The sequence below is a fragment of the Larkinella humicola genome (assembly GCF_008727875.1).
GTDB classification, from domain to species: Bacteria; Bacteroidota; Bacteroidia; order Cytophagales; family Spirosomataceae; genus Larkinella; species Larkinella humicola.
The window spans coordinates 184,140-201,567 of sequence record NZ_VTWS01000005.1; the positions used below are offsets into that span (position 1 = coordinate 184,140).

The 17,428-nt window shown below is 52.1% G+C and carries 14 protein-coding genes; 9 read left to right on the top strand and 5 right to left on the bottom strand.

Features of this window, described 5'->3' with window-relative positions; genetic code table 11:
• Nucleotides 1-63 precede the first annotated feature (63 nt).
• The 3 genes from F0P93_RS19670 (at nt 64) to F0P93_RS19680 (ending at nt 3,903) form a co-directional block, all read left to right on the top strand.
• On the top strand, nt 64-792 hold the full coding sequence (locus F0P93_RS19670; RefSeq protein ID WP_114407268.1) for an MlaE family ABC transporter permease: 729 nt from the start codon (nt 64-66) through the stop codon (nt 790-792).
• A 109-nt stretch (nt 793-901) separates the two neighbouring features.
• Complete coding sequence (locus tag F0P93_RS19675) at nt 902-1,648, top strand: ABC transporter ATP-binding protein (protein ID WP_150878977.1); 747 nt, start codon at nt 902-904, stop codon at nt 1,646-1,648.
• Nucleotides 1,649-1,710: 62 nt separating this feature from the next.
• Nucleotides 1,711-3,903, top strand: coding sequence for a sensor histidine kinase (locus F0P93_RS19680; RefSeq protein WP_225309565.1), 2,193 nt, complete (start codon nt 1,711-1,713; stop codon nt 3,901-3,903).
• A 100-nt stretch (nt 3,904-4,003) separates the two neighbouring features.
• On the opposite strand, the gene F0P93_RS19685 is transcribed toward F0P93_RS19680, so the two are convergent.
• The gene (locus F0P93_RS19685) at nt 4,004-5,539 is read right to left on the bottom strand and encodes a polysaccharide biosynthesis C-terminal domain-containing protein (RefSeq protein WP_150878981.1); all 1,536 of its coding nucleotides are present in this window, start codon (nt 5,537-5,539) and stop codon (nt 4,004-4,006) included.
• A 437-nt stretch (nt 5,540-5,976) separates the two neighbouring features.
• Between F0P93_RS19685 and F0P93_RS19690 the strand changes: the two genes are divergently transcribed.
• The 4 genes from F0P93_RS19690 to folK all read left to right on the top strand — a co-directional run bounded on the left by F0P93_RS19690 (nt 5,977) and on the right by folK (nt 10,538).
• Nucleotides 5,977-7,968 carry a CHU_0125 family OmpA-like outer membrane integrity protein gene (locus F0P93_RS19690; protein WP_191908863.1) on the top strand — a complete coding sequence of 664 codons (1,992 nt, stop codon included), beginning with the start codon at nt 5,977-5,979 and terminating at the stop codon, nt 7,966-7,968.
• A 133-nt stretch (nt 7,969-8,101) separates the two neighbouring features.
• On the top strand, nt 8,102-8,875 hold the full coding sequence (locus F0P93_RS19695) for a TspO-related membrane protein (RefSeq protein WP_150878983.1): 774 nt from the start codon (nt 8,102-8,104) through the stop codon (nt 8,873-8,875).
• 121 nt (nt 8,876-8,996) lie between these two features.
• Nucleotides 8,997-10,043 carry an AAA family ATPase gene (locus F0P93_RS19700; RefSeq protein WP_150878985.1) on the top strand — a complete coding sequence of 349 codons (1,047 nt, stop codon included), beginning with the start codon at nt 8,997-8,999 and terminating at the stop codon, nt 10,041-10,043.
• A gap of 3 nt (nt 10,044-10,046) precedes the next feature.
• Nucleotides 10,047-10,538, top strand: coding sequence for a 2-amino-4-hydroxy-6-hydroxymethyldihydropteridine diphosphokinase (gene folK / locus F0P93_RS19705; protein ID WP_150878987.1), 492 nt, complete (start codon nt 10,047-10,049; stop codon nt 10,536-10,538).
• A 36-nt stretch (nt 10,539-10,574) separates the two neighbouring features.
• Here the strand turns inward: folK and gatC are convergent, their stop codons facing one another.
• Genes gatC through purH form a run of 3 tightly spaced genes read right to left on the bottom strand, consistent with a single transcriptional unit; the run spans nt 10,575 to nt 13,126 of the window.
• The gene (gene gatC, locus F0P93_RS19710; protein ID WP_150878989.1) at nt 10,575-10,862 is read right to left on the bottom strand and encodes an Asp-tRNA(Asn)/Glu-tRNA(Gln) amidotransferase subunit GatC; all 288 of its coding nucleotides are present in this window, start codon (nt 10,860-10,862) and stop codon (nt 10,575-10,577) included.
• 11 nt (nt 10,863-10,873) lie between these two features.
• On the bottom strand, nt 10,874-11,608 hold the full coding sequence (locus F0P93_RS19715; RefSeq protein WP_150878991.1) for a lysophospholipid acyltransferase family protein: 735 nt from the start codon (nt 11,606-11,608) through the stop codon (nt 10,874-10,876).
• 3 nt (nt 11,609-11,611) lie between these two features.
• Nucleotides 11,612-13,126 carry a bifunctional phosphoribosylaminoimidazolecarboxamide formyltransferase/IMP cyclohydrolase gene (gene purH / locus F0P93_RS19720; protein ID WP_150878993.1) on the bottom strand — a complete coding sequence of 505 codons (1,515 nt, stop codon included), beginning with the start codon at nt 13,124-13,126 and terminating at the stop codon, nt 11,612-11,614.
• A gap of 206 nt (nt 13,127-13,332) precedes the next feature.
• On the opposite strand from purH, the gene F0P93_RS19725 reads away from it, so the two are divergent.
• Both F0P93_RS19725 and F0P93_RS19730 read left to right on the top strand, forming a co-directional pair.
• The gene (locus F0P93_RS19725; protein WP_150878995.1) at nt 13,333-14,730 is read left to right on the top strand and encodes a cytochrome P450; all 1,398 of its coding nucleotides are present in this window, start codon (nt 13,333-13,335) and stop codon (nt 14,728-14,730) included.
• A 77-nt stretch (nt 14,731-14,807) separates the two neighbouring features.
• Complete coding sequence (locus F0P93_RS19730) at nt 14,808-15,788, top strand: pyruvate dehydrogenase complex E1 component subunit beta (RefSeq protein ID WP_114407156.1); 981 nt, start codon at nt 14,808-14,810, stop codon at nt 15,786-15,788.
• A 66-nt stretch (nt 15,789-15,854) separates the two neighbouring features.
• Here the strand turns inward: F0P93_RS19730 and F0P93_RS19735 are convergent, their stop codons facing one another.
• Entirely contained in the window at nt 15,855-17,387 is a 1,533-nt protein-coding gene (locus tag F0P93_RS19735) for a SusD/RagB family nutrient-binding outer membrane lipoprotein (RefSeq protein WP_150878997.1), read from the bottom strand.
• Nucleotides 17,388-17,428 lie beyond the last annotated feature (41 nt).

Sequence of the window (17,428 nt, forward strand, 5' to 3'; positions counted from 1 at the left end):
TTTTTGGCAAGATACGCACAAAAGCGTTCTATCTTTACCGTAGTTTTGTTGTTATTTGTGCTCATGCATCACCTTGGACGTTATTTTATCTTCTTAGGTTCCTTGTTTCGGAACCGGGAAAAAATGGGGGTTTATTCCAAACTGGTTCTGGACGAATGCATCCAAATCGGCATCAACTCCGTCTTCATCGTTTCCATCGTCTCGACGTTCATTGGGGCCGTAACCTGCGTCCAGACAGCTTATAACCTGGTTAGCCCGCTGGTTCCGTTAACGATTATCGCGGTAATTGTACGCGACAGCACCATTCTGGAACTGGCTCCCACCATCACCTGCGTCGTTTTGTCGGGCAAAGTCGGCTCCAACATTGCCGGTGGTTTGGGAACCATGCGAATCACCGAACAAATCGACGCGCTGGAAGTGATGGGGATCAATTCGAGTTCGTATCTCGTGTTGCCCAAAGTGCTGGCCTCCATGATTACGTTTCCGATGCTGGTCATCCTGGCGGGTTTTCTGTCGATCTACGGCGGTTACATTGCCGGAACAGCAGCCGATATCATTACGCCCGAAGACTACATCAGTGGACTCCGTTCCGACTTCAAACCGTTCAGCATCACCTTTGCCCTGATCAAATCGGTGGTCTTTGCCTTTCTGATTTCGACCATTTCGTCGTTCAAAGGATATTATACGGCAGGGGGAGCGCTGGAAGTAGGACAGGCCTCGACGGCTGCCGTCACGAATAGCTGTATTGCGGTCTTAGCCGCCGACTTTCTGTTAGCGCAGTTGTTGTTGTAAAACTGTTTCGCGGAGTTGAGCGGAGGAAAAGGAGTTAAGCAGAGAATTAATAAACAACTCCGCTTAACTCGCCTTTCCTCCGCTCAACTCCGCGAAACAACTCGAAATCATGATTGAAATAAAAAACATTCAGAAAACTTTCGGGGAGCGGACGATTCTGTCTGGTATTTCGGGGAAGTTTTTGCCCGGCGACACGAGTTTGATCATTGGCGGCAGTGGCACCGGCAAAAGCGTTTTGCTGAAGTGCATGATTGGCCTCATCAAACCCGAAGAAGGCCAGGTGCTGTACGACGGCCGCGATTTCCTGACCGGCGACGAAGATACCCAGAAAGCCATCCGGCGCGAAATGGGCGTTTTGTTTCAGGGTGGCGCGTTGTTCGATTCAAAAACCGTCCTGGAAAACGTCCGGTTTCCGCTCGACATGCTGACCAATATGCCCACGTCGGAAAAAATGGAACGGGCGCAGTTCTGTCTGCAGCGGGTCGGGCTCGAAAATGCGGCCGATCGGATGCCGTCCGAAATCAGCGGTGGGATGAAAAAGCGCGTCGGCATTGCCCGCGCCATTGTGATGAACCCCAAATACCTCTTTTGCGACGAACCCAACTCCGGCCTTGACCCGCTGACGTCCATCAAAATTGACGAGCTGATCCGGGAAATTACCGACGAATTTAAAATCACCACCGTTGTGATTACCCACGACATGAACTCGATGATGGAAATCGGCGAGAAAATCATGTTTCTCTACCAGGGCAAAAAAATGTGGGAAGGCACCAGTTCGACCATCACGCAATCGAATGTGGCTGAACTGAATGAGTTTATCTACGCCAATAAACTCTTACGGGATACCAAGGCATGACAGCAATGAATGATGCACCGTTAACCAGGAATGGCGGACCGACGCGAAGGTCATCCTCTGCGGTGAATGGGGCCTTATTGCTGCTTTTCTGGCTCGGATTTCGATTTTTTGGGTTTGCGCAGCAGCCCTGGCCACCGGTTTTTGAGATCAAAACGGATTCCGGTCGGGTGGAAGTCGATACGGCCCATTTCCAGGTGCTGGCAGACCCGGCGGGAAATTACACCTTTGAACAGGTCCGACGCAGCCGTTCGTTCCGGTACGATTCTTACTACAATCCCAACCGAAGTTCGCATGTTTACTGGATTCGCATGCGGGTCAAAAACACGTTGCCCCACGATCTGAATCTCTATTACGGCGATTTCTACGCCAGCTACCTGGATCTGTACCGACTGGATGCCGGTCAGCGTTGGCAGCACCAGCGAACCGGTGATCTGGTTCCGGAAAACCAGATTCCGGATCGAAACGGCAATAAAGAACGAAGCCGGTTGTTCATTCATCTGCGCCCCGGCGAGCAAACAACGCTTTACCAACGCGCGGAAAGCGCCTACTGGCACCCTCCCCTGACCTACCTGGAGCCTCAGTTCGAGACCGAAGAGAACCGCATTCAATCGGTTTACAAGTCGATCCGGGTTGATAACTTGTGGGAAAATTACTTTTTTGACGGGATCATGATCGGGGTTCTTTTTCTGGCCATTGCCTACAACCTGTTCATCTTCATTTCGATCAAAGATGTCGTCTATCTCTATTTCGCTATTTGTCTCTTTTTCTTCACCTTAGACCGCAACGCCTACCACATTCAGCTTGCTTTTTTTGAAAACCAGCCCCATCTGTTCAAACTGCTGGCCAATTTCTTTTTCATTATCTTCTTCAGCTTTTTCATTCAATCAATCCGAAAATTTATTCAACCGGTTCCAGCGTTAAACCGGTTGAACCGCGCCATCTCTTATTCATTGGCTTTGACGGCCGCCGTCAATATACTTCAGTTCTTCATGTACCGGTTTTCGGGGATGCCGACCTCCGAAATCATGCTTCTCATCGAAATCCTGATCCGGGTCGTGTATGTTTTGCTGGGTATCGGAATGGTGAAAATGGTCCGGCGCGGGTCGCTCGACGCCCGGTTTGCCCTGTTGGCAACGCTGCCTTTGTTTACGTATTGGCTCTTTACCCTTAGCACACAAATTGTAGGACGGTTTCTGAATTTGAAGCTCCCAAAAGGGTTTCGGGGTATGCTTGAGTACAGCGAAAGTTTCTGCTTTGCCTGGCTCATTATCTTCTTTTCGGGAGCCTTGCTCAACCGCTACAACCTGGCGCGCAAACGGGTGGCGCAGCAGGCGATTGAAAAGGAACAACTTGAGAAAGAACGCGAAATCGAACGAAACCGCATCATCGCCAGCCAGAACGAGTTGCTGGAACAACAGGTAAAAGAGCGTACCGCCCAGCTACAGACCTCACTTGAGGAACTGAAAGCCACGCAGAATCAACTCATTCAGAAAGAAAAACTAGCCTCGCTGGGTGAGCTAACGGCTGGTATCGCCCATGAAATTCAGAACCCGCTCAACTTCGTCAATAACTTCTCGGAAGTAAGCACCGAACTGGTGACTGAACTCGAAGAGGAACAGCAAAAAACGGATCGCGACGCCGAACTGGAAAAAGAATTGTTGGGCGATTTGAAGCAGAACCTCCAGAAAATCAATCACCACGGCAGCCGGGCCAGTCAGATCGTCAAAAATATGCTGGCCCATTCGCGCACCACGACCGGCGACCGCCAGGCCACCAACCTCAACGCGCTCTGTGACGAATACCTGCGGCTGGCCTACCACGGCCTCCGGGCCAAAGACAACACGTTCAATTGTGAACTGGTAACCGATTTGGACCCGACGGCCGGTTCGGTCAACCTCGTCCCGCAGGAAATCGGGCGGGTATTGCTGAATCTGTTCAACAATGCATTTTACGTCGTCCAGAAAAAGCAGAAAACAACGCTGTCACCGTATAAGCCAACGGTTACAGTGTCGACAAAAGCCGGTTTGAAGCAAATTGAAATCCGAATCATCGACAATGGGCTGGGGATGGACGATTCCGTCAAAGAAAAACTCTTTCAACCCTTCTTTACCACCAAACCCACCGGCGAAGGCACCGGTTTGGGGCTTTCACTGAGTTACGACATCATTACCAAAGGCCACGGCGGAACGCTAACCGTCGAAAGCCAGCCAGGAATCGGATCGGAATTTATCATCACCTTGCCGGTTGATCGATGATTTTGTCAAAAAAATAATCAATGTAGAATGATGAATGCCAAATGTAAAAGTGGTTTCTGGCCCCGCCCTTTTACATTTAACATTCATCATTCTACATTTATTATTTATTATGAACAACCCGCCCCCGGTTTCGCACTTTCGCCAGCAGGGGCGCAAAGGTTCTCCGCTCGATCACCAGCATCGTGCCAACGTATAAAACGAAGAGTACGAGGTGGTACGGTACGGAAATCCAGAGGTTGGAAATTTCAATTTGGGAAGCCAGATAGATCAATAGTCCCCCGCTGAACAGATAAATCAACGCCGACGACACATCGTAGGGAACCGGATAATGCTTTTCGCCCAGCAGGTAGCAGGTAACGCACATCACCACGCTCGATGCCAGATACGCTACGGCACAGCCCATGTAGCCCATCACCGGAATCAGCAACACATTGAGCAGCACCGTAATAGCCGCGCCCAGGGCGGTAATGAAGGTGCCATAGGCGGTTTTATCGCTCAGCTTAAACCAGAATGAAATGTTGTAATAGACGCCCAGAACCAGATTAGCCAGCAGCAAAAGGGGTACGACGCTCAGCCCCTGCCGGTAGGTTTTCCCGATAAACAGCCCAATCCAGTCCAGGTTCAAACTGATGCCAACCCAAATGATGACGCAGACAATGACAAACCATTTGTTGACGTCGGCCAGCAAACCGGGGGCATTTTTATCTTCGGCGCGGGAGAAAAAGAACGGGTCAGCCGCAAACTTGAACGATTGAATGGCGAGCGCCATAAAAACGGAGAGTTTATAACAGTTCCCGTAAATACCGAGGGCATCTTCCGACGTCAGGCCCGGATAAAAACCGTCCGGCAAAAGCGGGCGCAAAAACCAGCGATCCGTTAGCATGTTCACGTTACCGGCCAGCGCGGTCAGCATCAATGGAAACGAATAGGCCAGTAAAAGCCGTACCTGCGGCCTGTCGAGCTGAAAACGAAACCCCGCAAACGTTTTCCACAGCAGCGGAAAATACACCAGATTGGCTATCAGATTCGCCAGAAAAATGTAACCGGGTCCAACGGAAGGGTCGTAGAACAGATCAACGACGGGTTGCAGAAAAAGCAAATACTCGCCGTTGTAAATCTGCGGGCAGATCACCAGAAAGAAGACATTCAGCACGACATTGATCGCAATATTGATCAGTTTCGCTTTTACAAACTGCCGGGCCTGGTTTTCGATCCGCAACCGGGCAAACGGAATCGACACAATCGCGTCCGTCGCCACAATCATCGCCACCCAGATAATAAATTTCTGCTGACCGGGATAATTCAGTGCAGTAGCAATTTGGGGAGAGAAAAGCGCAATCAGGGCCGTTGCCACCAGGCTGACGGCCAGCACAATGCTTAAGGTTTCGTTAAAGACCTTCTGCTTATCCTCTTTCTGGCGGGAAGCATACCGGAAAAAGGCGGTTTCGAGACTTAACGTATACACCAGCAGCAAGACCGGTACGTACGAAAACAATTCAACATTCGAAGACAGTTCGCCGGGGCGCGGAAACACCCGCGTATGCAATGGAACCATCAACCAATACAGCATCCGCCCCAAGATGGTACTGACCCCATACAGAGCGGTATCGCTCGCCAATTTTTTAAATGCACTCATACGATTTCGTTCCCGCAAAGATAGGCGTTCCGGTAATACACTTTTGGTTTTTATACGAGGCTGGACCCAGGCGGTTTTTCTATCCCTAAATCCAGAACCAGCAGCCTTGCCTGAAAGGATTTTTGCAAAGAGAAATTCGGGTCAAACAGGCCTTTTTACAGAATTTAAGGCAGAAAATAAAACCTGAGCATTATTCTGAAAAATAATACATCAATTTTTCATACCATAAACTATTTGCCCGACTCCGCCGTTTACTATTCAATTGCGTCTTTCAACAAAATCCTGCTGGCCTCCGGCGGGATTTTTCATTTCCGCAAATCCCCCTTTTTCCACCCCGATTTTGCCCCAATAAATTCAACTTCTCTTCGTTAAAATGTATAGCCAAGTGATAAATCGTTAACTTGGCGGCAATCACAGCATATCGTTACAGGATTTATATGAAAATCAGTACCTCCTATTCCCTGCTGGTGGCGCTGGGGTTGGCCATAGGGCTGGCTGGATGCAACTCTGCCATGCAGGTGTATAAAAAAGGCGTTCGACAATTCGAACAAGGGGAATACAACCTGGCTATTGAGAATTTGCAGAAAGCCGCCAACGGCAAAGGCGTCACCGACGTCGCCTGGCTGAATTATCTACTGGCGGAATCCTACCGCCTGTCGAACCGTTTCCCGCAGGCGGCTCCGTTTTACCAGAAAGCCATCGAAGCCGGTATCCCGGAGATCAACGCCAAAATGTACTATGCCTACGCGCTCAAGGCGCAGGGCCGGTATCCGGAAGCGTTGGTGCAACTGGATCAGTATGTAGCCACCAAACCGTCCAGTAAAGTCAATCTGGAAAAAGCCCGGCGCGAAGCCGAAACCCTGCGGGCCATCGACCTCATCAGCCAGAAAAAGATCGCTTTCCAGCCTAAAAACATTGGTGCGCTGAACTCTCCGGGTTCCGAATATGCGCCGGTGGTTCGCGGAGATGAACTCATTTTTACCTCATCCCGGAAAGAGAAGATTTACAAAAACAACGGTCAGCCGATGACCGGGCTTTATAAAATCAAGCTGGCACAGAAACCGGACGAAACCGGAAACAACCCGCAACTGTTCAGTTCCAACATTTTCAAAGACGACGCCAACGAAGGCACACCCGCGTTTTCGAAAGACGGAAAAATCATGATTTTTGCGCGGGGCAACAACGGAAAACGCAAAGGCGGTTTGGACGTCGACTTGTTTATCAGTCGGTTATCAGCCGACAACGCCTGGAGCGAACCCCTGCGACTGCCCATCAGCGACTCAACCGCCTGGGACGGCAGCCCGGCGTTTTCGGCCGACGGCAAAACGCTCTATTTTGCTTCCAACCGCGCCGGAACCGTGGGCGGAATTGATCTGTATCGCACGAACATGGATGCGTCGGGCCGGTTCAGCCGCCCGGTCAACATGGGCCGTGACATCAATACGCCGGGTGACGAAATGTTTCCATATGTGGCCGAAGATGGCAAATTGTATTTTGCGTCCGACGGTCATCCCGGTTTAGGCAAGCTTGATATTTTCGTTGCAACCCGCTCGCAGGGCATCATTTCGGTGGAGAACCTGGGCGTACCAATCAATTCACCGGCGGATGATTTCGGGCTGTTTCTGGTCGAAGCCGACAAAGGCTATTTTGCGTCGAACCGCGAGGGCGGAAAGGGCGACGATGACATTTATTATTTCGACGACTCCGAATCGACCACCGAAAAACCGCCATTGGCCTCTACCCCACCGACCGAAGCGCCGAAACGGGTGCGGTATTTCATTGCCGGTACGGTTTCGGAAAACGCGTCTCCTCAGGCCCCCCTGGATTCCGCGACGGTTCGAATCATTGAAGAAGGCGTTGAAACACCGATTGGCGAAGCGCTGACGGGCAACCCCGGTACGTATGGAAAATACCCGCTGAAGGAAGGAAAAGACTACACGATTCTGGTTGAACGGCCCGGCTACCTAACCAAGCGCGAACAGTTTACGATGCAGGGCCGGAGCATTCCGCCGATCTTCCTGAAAAAAGCCGAAACCGACACCACTTTTGAAGTACCGATTTTGCTGGATAAGGTAACGCTGGGCAAAACGTTTGTGCTCGAAAATATTTATTACGACCTGGATAAATACGCCATCCGCCCCGACGCGGCCGAGGAACTCGACAAGCTGGTGACCATTCTGAAAGACAATCCGACGCTGAAAATCGAGCTGAGTTCGCACACCGACGTTCGGGCCGCCGATGCCTACAACATCCGCCTGTCGCAAAACCGGGCCAAAGCCGCCGTCGATTACATCGTTTCCAAAGGAATTGAGGCCGAACGGATGATTGCCAAAGGCTACGGCGAAACGCAGCTCATTGTCAAAAACGCCAAAACGGAAGACGAACACCAGCGCAACCGCCGAACGGAGTTTAAGATCCTGAGTTTCTAAGTTTCAGGCCATTCCAAACAACGGGTTAAATTTCAAGTTTACGGTTTACGGTTTTTGGTTTACGGTGGCTGAGCAAAGTGTGAATGCGTCAGCCACCGTAAACCAAAAACCGTAAACCGTAAACTTTTTTGCTATGAAAAACGATAAGCTCCGGCAGTTCCTGGTTGTCTTCGTCATTATTTCGACCATCATCATGAACTACCTGTCGAACGCGTTGCCGTTTGGCGGGCAGACCAACGCCCAGGTTTCCAATAAATACTTTACGGACTTCACACCCGCCGGTTTTGCCTTTGCCATCTGGGGGGTCATCTATCTGGGTTTACTGGGCTTTGCGGTTTATCAGGCTTTGCCGTCGCAGCGGACTAATCCACGTTTTCGAGCCATCGGCCCGCTGGTCATCCTGAATGGCGTGTTCAACAGTTTGTGGTTACCCATTTTCCAAAATGAGTGGCTTTTTGTTTCCGTTCTGTTCATTTCCGGTATTCTCTTTACGCTCTACGGCATCAACTTCGGTCTTCGGCTGAACGCAGCCGACGTACCGACTGCCGAAAAATGGCTGGCCCGGGTTCCGTTTGGCCTGTATTTTGGCTGGGTGACGGTGGCTACCATTGCCAACATCTGTGTCTGGCTGAAATCAACCGGCTGGGATGGTGGCGGTCTGGGCGGACCGGTCTGGGCGCAGATCCTGATTGCCGTTGGTCTGGCCATCGGGTTATTCGTCTTCAGCCGGTTGCGGAGTTTTTCGTACCTGCTGGTGTTCGTCTGGGCGTTTGCCGCCATTTCCGCCGGGCAACAGGGCAACGGTTCCGTATCGCTGGTCGCCGGAATTGGGGCCGGAATTGCCGCTCTCGTGTGGCTGGTCAGCTTTTTCCAACGGCCCAAAACGCCCGCGCACTCGTTCGGCTGAAACCTTCGAAACTTCGGACGGCACCCGTCAGGTTTCTAAAACCTGACGGGTGCCGTCCGAAGTTTCGAAGGTTTCAGCCGGTTTTTTTGCACGTTTGCGGCTATTGAACGATTTTTACAGCATGTCATGGAAACTACCCGCCGACCAGTTTAAATTTTCGCCCGACGACGACGATTTTCCCAACGTTTATTATTTCGTTCAGCAGTTTGGTATCTTCCCCAATCAGCTTATTTGCCGTCATCAGTTTGAAATAACCCTGCCTGATTTCCTGACCCAACAGCGATTCGTCAAGGTTCACGAACGCACGGATTTGTTTACCAAACAGGAGGAACATTCGTTCTGGTCACATCCCGAGGGGCTTTTGCTCCGGTTGCACTACCTGCCCGCCATGAAGGCCTACTCGATGCTGGGTGGCTACAGCAGCCGCGAAGTGCTCGACCGGGTTCTGACTGGCCTGGATGCCTACAAGATTCCGGACCCGGACAATTCGCTGGGCAAGGTGGGGCTCATTACGCAACAGTACAACGAACTGATTGTGGAAGAAACCCAGTTGAAGCTGCTGCCGCTCGATCTGGAAAAACACTACAACGACGACTTGCAGCCGGTTTACGACAAGTTGATTCAGCGGCTGAATACCAACAGCGAAAAAGGGCTGATCATCCTGCACGGCAAACCGGGAACGGGCAAAACCAACCTCATCCGCCACCTGACCACGCAGCTTTCCAAGCAGGTGCTGGTGTTGCCGCCCCAGTTGGTCGAAGTGATGACCCAACCCGGTTTTATTCCGTTTTTGCTCGAACAGCGCAACTCGATTCTGGTCATCGAAGAAGCGGAACAGGTGCTGATGGACCGCGAATCGGATGTTCGGAATGCCGCCGTTTCCAACCTGCTCAACCTGACCGACGGCTTGCTGGCCGACTGCCTGGCCATCCAAATCATCTGTACGTTCAATACCGACATCAAACGACTCGATCCGGCGCTGCTTCGGAAAGGGCGGCTCATTGCCCGCTACGAATTTGGCGAACTGGCCGTCGACAAAGCCAACCGGCTGCTCGAAGAACGGGAACTGGCGTTCCGGACGGAGCAACCCATGACCCTGGCCGATATTTATCACCTGGAAGAAGAAGTTCATTTCGCTAAAAAAACGAACCGGTCCATTGGTTTTTAACCCATGACGACGCACACGGTTTTTCTGCTGCTGGGCGCCAACCTGGGCGACCGGGCCGCCACCCTGCAACGGGCGCAGGAAGCGATTCAGATCGATCTGGGGCCGGTTCTAAAGCAATCAGCCCTCTACGAAACCGCAGCCTGGGGTGTTACAGACCAACCGGCTTTTCTGAATCAGGTGCTGAAAGTTCTGAGCGTTTTTACGCCCGAAGAAATCCTGGCAAAAACCCAGGCCATCGAAACCCGTTTGGGCCGGGTTCGGCGCGAAAAGTGGGGCAGTCGCATCATCGACATCGATCTGTTATATGTGGATGATGTGGTAATGACCACTGAAAAGCTGACCCTTCCTCACCCCTTCCTGTACGAAAGGCGGTTTACGCTGGTTCCGCTAGCGGAAATTGAACCCGAGTTTGTTCACCCGGTTTTTCAAAAAACCAATCGGCAGTTGCTGACGGAATGTCAGGACGAAGGCGAAGTTAAAGAATGGAAGTCCTAGCTTGTACCAATCCGGCAGTTACAAAAACCGCTTCTTTTACTCAATTACTTTAGGAACCTGAAAGTACGTATCGGTCTTGTCGGGAGCGTTTTCCAGTGCCTGTTGGCGCGGAAGCTGATGACCGACGATGTCTTCGCGCAGAACGTTGATTTCGGCCGAAATGTGGGTCAATGGCTCAACCCCGGTCGTATCGATTTCATTGAGTTGCTCCATCCAGGTCAGCACCTCATTCAGGCTGTCAATCAGGGGCTGCTCTTCTTCGGGCCGCACGTCAAGCCGGGCGAGGTGAGCGATTTTGTGCAGGGTTTCGTGATCAACTTTCATAGGCTATTCGTTTAATTCATCGCAACCCGGGCCGACTGGTTCATCAACGATTCGTCGATCACCCGGAAGGTTTCTTCTTTCAACCGTTCTACGTCGGTCTGGGTCAGTCCTTTTGTTTCGATGGGCGGATGAACCACCGCCCGGATGGGCCGCCAGTACATCCGCAGTTTTTTCTTTTCGGGGAACACTTCGTGGTTATTCAGCAACGAAATCGGCACGATCGGCACCTGTTGCTGAACAGCCATCGTAAATGCACCATCCTTGAACGGATGGTGCATTTTAGGGGGTTGTTTGGACTTGATGCCGCCTTCCGGAAAAATCATGATGCTGCGGCCGCTTTTCAGCGTTCGGATGCCTTTCGACAGCGAATAGGCGCGGCTGTTGGCCTGACTCCGGTCAACCTGAATGTGCAGTTTGGCGAACATGTAGCCGAACAGCGGCACGCGTTTTACCTCGCTTTTCCCGATGAACGCGTAGAAATTCCGGATGATGACGCCCATCACCGCGATGTCCAGGTACGAGAAATGGTTGGCGCAAAACACGTACGTCTGTTTCGGGTCGGGGCGAAACCGGTAGTCGACCTGAATGGGCATGCCAATGATCCAGAAAAATAACCGCCCCCAGACGTAGTTAACTTTATGGGCGTACGGTTTCCATTCTTCCCGTTGCAGGAAGAGGAACATAAACGGAAACAGAACCAGAAACAGGGTCAGAAACCAGAAACCGCACCAGATCGTGTACAACATAGATCAATGCTTGAAATGCCGGACGCCCGTGGTCACCATCGCCATCCCGCGCTGGTTGCAGGCATCGATACTATCCTTGTCGCGGATCGAGCCGCCGGGCTGAACCACCGCCGAAATACCGGCTTCACCGGCAATCTCAACGCAGTCGGAGAACGGAAAAAACGCGTCTGACGCCATCACGGCCCCTTTCAGTTCGAAACCGAACGTCCGGGCTTTTTCAATCGCTTGCCGAAGTGCATCGACGCGACTGGTTTGGCCGACACCGCTCGCCAGCAACTGACCGTCGTTCGCCAGGACAATCGTGTTAGATTTGGTGTGTTTGCAGATTTTCAGCGCGAATTCCAGTGCCCGTTCTTCCGCTTCAGTCGGCGCTTTTTCCGTAACGGTTTTGAACTGGCTGGCGGTTTCGGTTTGATTGTCTTTGTCCTGTTCCAATACGCCGTTTAACAGGGTCTTGAACATTTTTGGGCTGAATTCCACCGGTTTGCGTTTCAGCAGAATCCGGTTTTTCTTCGAACCGAGCAGTTTCAAGGCATCGTCATCGAATTCCGGTGCAATCAGGATTTCCATGAACAGTTTATTCAGTTCTTCCGCCGTTTCCAAGTCTACTTTGGCGTTGGTAATAATCACTCCACCAAACGCCGAAACCGGGTCGCAGGCCAGTGCGTTCAGATACGCTTCCTTCGCCGTGGGGGCCGTTGCAACACCGCAGGCGTTGGTGTGTTTGATGATCGCAAACGTGGTATCCGTAAATTCATCGATCAGGCTGACACAGGCATCGACGTCCACCAGGTTATTGTACGATAATTCTTTGCCATTTAACTGGTCGAACAGGGCGTTGAGATCGCCGTAAAAAGTAGCTTGCTGGTGCGGATTTTCACCGTAGCGCAGCGACTGCGCGGGAAGCTGGCGGAAATCATCGCTAGCCGTCGAACCCGCAAAATAGTGGTGAATGGCCGTGTCATACGACGACGTCATGGCAAAAGCTTCTTTGGCAAACCGTCGTCGGTCTTCCAGCTCCGTCGTGCCTTCCTTCTCCGTCAGCAGACTGACCACATCGGCGTACTGCCCGCGCGACGAGACGATCAGCACATCTTCGTAATTTTTGGCCGCAGCCCGAATCAGCGAAATACCGCCAATGTCGATCTTCTCGATGATGTCTTCGTCCGAAGCACCCGACGCAACGGTTTCTTCAAAGGGATAGAGATCAACCACCACCAGATCGATCGGGTTGATGTCATGGCGGCTGGCCTGGGCCACATCCTCGGCCAGATTCCGGCGGTAGAGAATGCCGCCGAATACGACCGGATGGAGGGTTTTAACGCGACCACCGAAAATCGACGGATAGCCCGTAATGTCTTCCACGGCGGTTACGGGAATGCCCAGTTGTTCGATAAACGTCTGGGTTCCCCCCGTTGAATAGAGCAGCACGCCGTTCTGGTGCAGCAACCGAACCAGTGGCTCCAGCCCGTCTTTGTAATAAACTGAAATAAGCGCAGATTGAATGGTCTTCGACATAAAAAGAACTGTTTCTCTGATTACCTCTGGTGTTCTCTGATCAACTCTGTGGAACAGTTATCGAAGTTATTTCACAGAGTTGATCAGAGAACACCAGAGGTAATCAGAGTGTTAAATGTCCGCAAAGATAACCGAAAGGTTCGGAACGGAGACTTTTGATTGGAAAGGAGTTTGTAACTTTATAAAATTCTTTACCGAAATCAGGTATGGTTACCGATGAAAAACCGCCGAAACCCATTCCGAAACTGAAAGGCGTTCCTTTCGTGGGAAGCACCTTTGATTTCGCCCGTGATCCGCTGGGATTTTTGACGGGTTTGCAACGGCAATACGACCGGCTGGTGCAATTCAAGGCCGTCGGCCGACTGATTACCCTCACCCTGACGCCCGAAGACGCCAAACACATTTTACAGGAAAATAATAAAAACTACGTCAAAAGCGCAGCTTACGACGTGCTGAAGATGTTTCTGGGCAACGGTTTGCTGAACAGCGAAGGGGATTTCTGGCGACGCCAACGGCGGCTGGCCCAACCGGCTTTTCATAAACAGCGGCTGGCGTTGCTGGTAGACGGTATGAACCACGAAACCACCGGGCTAATTTCGCAGTGGAAAAACCGGGATCTGACCGGGCCGCTGCTGGTTTCGGAAGAAATGATGCACCTGGCACTGGCTGTTGTGACGCGTTCGCTGTTTAGTTCGGACGTCAAAAACCACCTGGAAAACGTCTCGGAATCCATCACGATCATCATTCAAACCGCCTACAAGGAGCTTTTCAATTTCTTCCCGTTTACACGAAACTGGCCCACGCCCCGCACGGTCCGCTACCGCCGGGCGGTTCGAAAAACGGAGGCCATTATCTATGAAATCATCGAAAGCCGCCGACGCCAACCGGCCGAAATCCGGCACGACGACCTGCTGGGCATGTTGATGGAAACCCGCGACGAAGAAACGGGGGAACAGATGACCAACCAGCAACTGCGCGATGAAGTGACGACCATTTTTATGGCGGGTCACGAAACCACCGCCAACGCCCTGTCCTGGACGTTTTACCTGCTGGCCACTCATCCGGATATTACCGAAAAACTACGCGAGGAAATAAACCGGGTGTTAGGCCCCAGCAATCTGCCGACCATCGAAACCCTGCGCGAACTGACCTACACCACGCAGGTGATTCAGGAAACGATGCGGCTGTATCCACCGGCCTGGATTTTCGGCCGGCAACCGCTGCATTCCGACCAGTTTGGCGACTACCGGGTCGAGGTTCCGGGCGCCGATGGGATGCTGATTTGCCCGTATCTTCTCCATCGCGATCCACGTTACTGGGAAAAACCGGAAGCATTTCACCCCGAACACTTTCTTCCTGAGCAGGTTAAGCTCCGGCCCACTTATGCCTATCTGCCGTTTGGCGGAGGGCCCAGACTCTGCATTGGGAATAATTTTGCGATGATGGAGATGCAGATTGTACTGACGTTGCTGATCCGTGACTTTGATTTTCAGCCGGTCGATCAGAAAATCGTGGAGCCGGAACCGGGCATAACGCTGCGTCCCAAAGGCGGTTTGCAGCTTCGGGTTCAGCCCCGCCCGAACGCCGGGTTGCGCGTGTCGTGAGATCGAATTGTACTTTTAGCCTGTTTTCCCTATTTTTGACCGTTTATTAGAAGCTGACAATAATTAACTCACACACGATGAGAGAAATACAATTCCGCGAAGCCCTTCGCGAAGCCATGGTAGAAGAAATGCGCCGGGACGAGAAGGTGTTTCTAATGGGTGAAGAAGTGGCTGAATACAATGGTGCTTACAAAGTCAGTCAGGGCATGCTCGACGAGTTTGGCCCGGCGCGGGTCATCGATACGCCCATTGCCGAATTGGGTTTTGGCGGTATTGGCGTCGGTGCGGCCATGAACGGCTTACGGCCCATCATCGAGTTCATGACGTTTAACTTCTCGCTTGTTGCCATCGACCAGATCATCAACGGCTCGGCCAAAATCATGTCGATGTCGGGTGGTCAGTATTCCAACCCCATCGTGTTCCGCGGACCGACGGGAAATGCCGGGATGCTGTCGTCGCAACACTCGCAAAATTTCGAAAACTGGTTTGCCAACACTTCCGGTTTGAAAGTGGTGGTTCCCTCGAATCCTTACGATGCCAAAGGACTGCTGAAAACGGCGATCCGCGACAACGATCCGGTTATTTTCATGGAGTCGGAACTGATGTACGGCGACAAAGGCCAGGTTCCGGAAGAAGAATACCTGATTCCGATTGGCAAAGCCGATATCAAGCGGGAAGGCAACGATGTGACCATCGTGTCGTTTGGTAAATTCATGAAAGTGGCACTGCAAGCTGCCGATGAGCTGGCCGACAAAGGCATTTCGGCGGAAGTGATCGATCTGCGCTCCGTTCGCCCGATCGATTACGCCACGATCATTAACTCCGTCAAGAAAACGAACCGGTGTGTGGTGGTGGAAGAAGCCTGGCCACTGGCGGCTATTTCATCAGAACTGACCTACAACATTCAGCGGAACGCGTTCGATTACCTGGATGCACCGGTGATTCGGGTCAACAGCCTGGATTTGCCGCTGCCGTATGCGCCCACGCTGATCGAAGTGATTCTGCCCAACGTGAAACGGACGTTACAGGCCGTCGATGCGGTGATGTACAAGAAGTAATTACGATTCGTTTAGGCATAAAAAAACCGGAAGTTTCCTTCCGGTTTTTTTATTGAATGGATAGTTCTACTGTTTATCCCACCAGACGCGGCTATCCTGGTTATCAGGACCCTGACGGGAAAGTGCCTCAGCCTGGTTCGCTTTATTCACCGACAATTCGGAATCCGGATACGTGATGCGGTTGATAAAGTTTCCTTTGATTTCCTTGCCGGGATACGGATTGGGCGTCAGCTTCGGAAAACCGCTCCGCCGGAAATTAGCGAATACTTCCGGGCCGTTCAGAAACGACGCCACCCAGTATTGCGTGTTGATCAATTCCAGACCATTCGCAGCCACATACGGGTTTTTCTGAAGATAAGCCGTAATGGCAGCCGCCGGTACCGCCGAATTCGCATCGGCATCGCCTAACTGTTGCATGTGGGCCGTTACGCCAGCCGCGTAGTAATCAGCCGCGCTGCCGGTGATCCAGCCGCGTTGAGCCGCTTCGGCCAGTAGCAAATTTGTCTGAGCGGCCGTCACCATAAAAGTTGGGGCGTCCAGCTTACCCAAGCGTGTCCGGTCCAACTGCGAGTAATCGTAGAAGCTCGCCAGTTTGTCGGCGATAGCCTGAGCCGGGATGGTCCCGTTGTCAAATCCCATCGGCATCCCGATCTGAACACTCGGGTCGCGGTTGGCCCTGGCGGCCGTGTGTTCTGCCCCGCTTTTAGCACCCACATACCGCACGGCAATCGACGCCAGCCGGGGGTCGGCATTGGCATTGAGGTAGTTTACAAAATAGCGGGTAAGGTAGAAGTTGGCCGCTTCCGTCGAATTCAGCATCGTTCCGACCGGGTTTTGGTAATTGGCATTGTTCCGAATGAGTCCGTTATCGGCATTGGTCAGAATCACACCACCCGCCACGGCTTTTACCGCCGTGGCCTGCGCCAGCGTCGGATTCACTTTGGTCAGGCGCATGCCCGCCCGCAGGAGGGTCGAATAGCCGAATTTTTTCCATTTTGCAATGTTTCCACCGTAAACGATATCCCCGGCTTCGGTCGGTTTGGCAGCATCCAGCGCGGCTGTGGCTTCCGTCAATTCCTTGATGATATCGTCATAGATGCTTTGCTGAGTATCGTACTTCGGCGTTACGTTGGTACCCAGGAACCCCAGTCCCGCTTCTTTGTACGGAATATCACCGTACGTGTCGGTCAGCACCATAAAAGCATAGGCTTTCCAGATCCGGGCCATATGGTACAGATTCGTCCGGTTGGCGTCGTCTTTCGTCTTGGCGACCACATCCACCAGATACCGGATCACATCCCGGTAATACCGCTGCCAAATCGCCGTGTTGGGTCCCGTGGGCCCGCGGTTGTCGACGTTAAAGTTTCCGCCCGCCAATACTCCGGAATTGGGCGAAAACATCTGCTGCACGATGGGATGCTCAAATACCATCGTCCCTCCCGGAAACGTGGTATTGATCATGGCGTTGTTGAACGTAAAAAGCGGATTGAGGGCCGTCGCTGCGGTCGGATTGACATTCAATTCGTCGAATCCCTCCTCACACCCACTTGTGGTAAGTAGCAGGGCAATCAACGGGATGTATAAAGCTATCTTTTTCATAATTTTCTGTCTGGGGTATTCGGTTTACGGTTTTCAGTTTA

Excerpts from the sequence above, each read along its gene's own strand:
- F0P93_RS19690 (WP_191908863.1), top strand. The coding sequence starts at position 5,977 with ATGAAAATCAGTACCTCCTATTCCCTGCTGGTGGCGCTGGGGTTGGCC.
- folK (WP_150878987.1), top strand. The coding sequence starts at position 10,047 with ATGACGACGCACACGGTTTTTCTGCTGCTGGGCGCCAACCTGGGCGAC.
- F0P93_RS19715 (WP_150878991.1), bottom strand. The coding sequence starts at position 11,608 with ATGTTGTACACGATCTGGTGCGGTTTCTGGTTTCTGACCCTGTTTCTG.
- F0P93_RS19670 (WP_114407268.1), top strand. The coding sequence starts at position 64 with ATGCATCACCTTGGACGTTATTTTATCTTCTTAGGTTCCTTGTTTCGG.
- F0P93_RS19685 (WP_150878981.1), bottom strand. The coding sequence starts at position 5,539 with ATGAGTGCATTTAAAAAATTGGCGAGCGATACCGCTCTGTATGGGGTC.
- F0P93_RS19695 (WP_150878983.1), top strand. The coding sequence starts at position 8,102 with ATGAAAAACGATAAGCTCCGGCAGTTCCTGGTTGTCTTCGTCATTATT.
- F0P93_RS19675 (WP_150878977.1), top strand. The coding sequence starts at position 902 with ATGATTGAAATAAAAAACATTCAGAAAACTTTCGGGGAGCGGACGATT.
- F0P93_RS19730 (WP_114407156.1), top strand. The coding sequence starts at position 14,808 with ATGAGAGAAATACAATTCCGCGAAGCCCTTCGCGAAGCCATGGTAGAA.
- F0P93_RS19735 (WP_150878997.1), bottom strand. The coding sequence starts at position 17,387 with ATGAAAAAGATAGCTTTATACATCCCGTTGATTGCCCTGCTACTTACC.
- F0P93_RS19700 (WP_150878985.1), top strand. The coding sequence starts at position 8,997 with ATGTCATGGAAACTACCCGCCGACCAGTTTAAATTTTCGCCCGACGAC.
- gatC (WP_150878989.1), bottom strand. The coding sequence starts at position 10,862 with ATGAAAGTTGATCACGAAACCCTGCACAAAATCGCTCACCTCGCCCGG.
- F0P93_RS19725 (WP_150878995.1), top strand. The coding sequence starts at position 13,333 with ATGGTTACCGATGAAAAACCGCCGAAACCCATTCCGAAACTGAAAGGC.
- purH (WP_150878993.1), bottom strand. The coding sequence starts at position 13,126 with ATGTCGAAGACCATTCAATCTGCGCTTATTTCAGTTTATTACAAAGAC.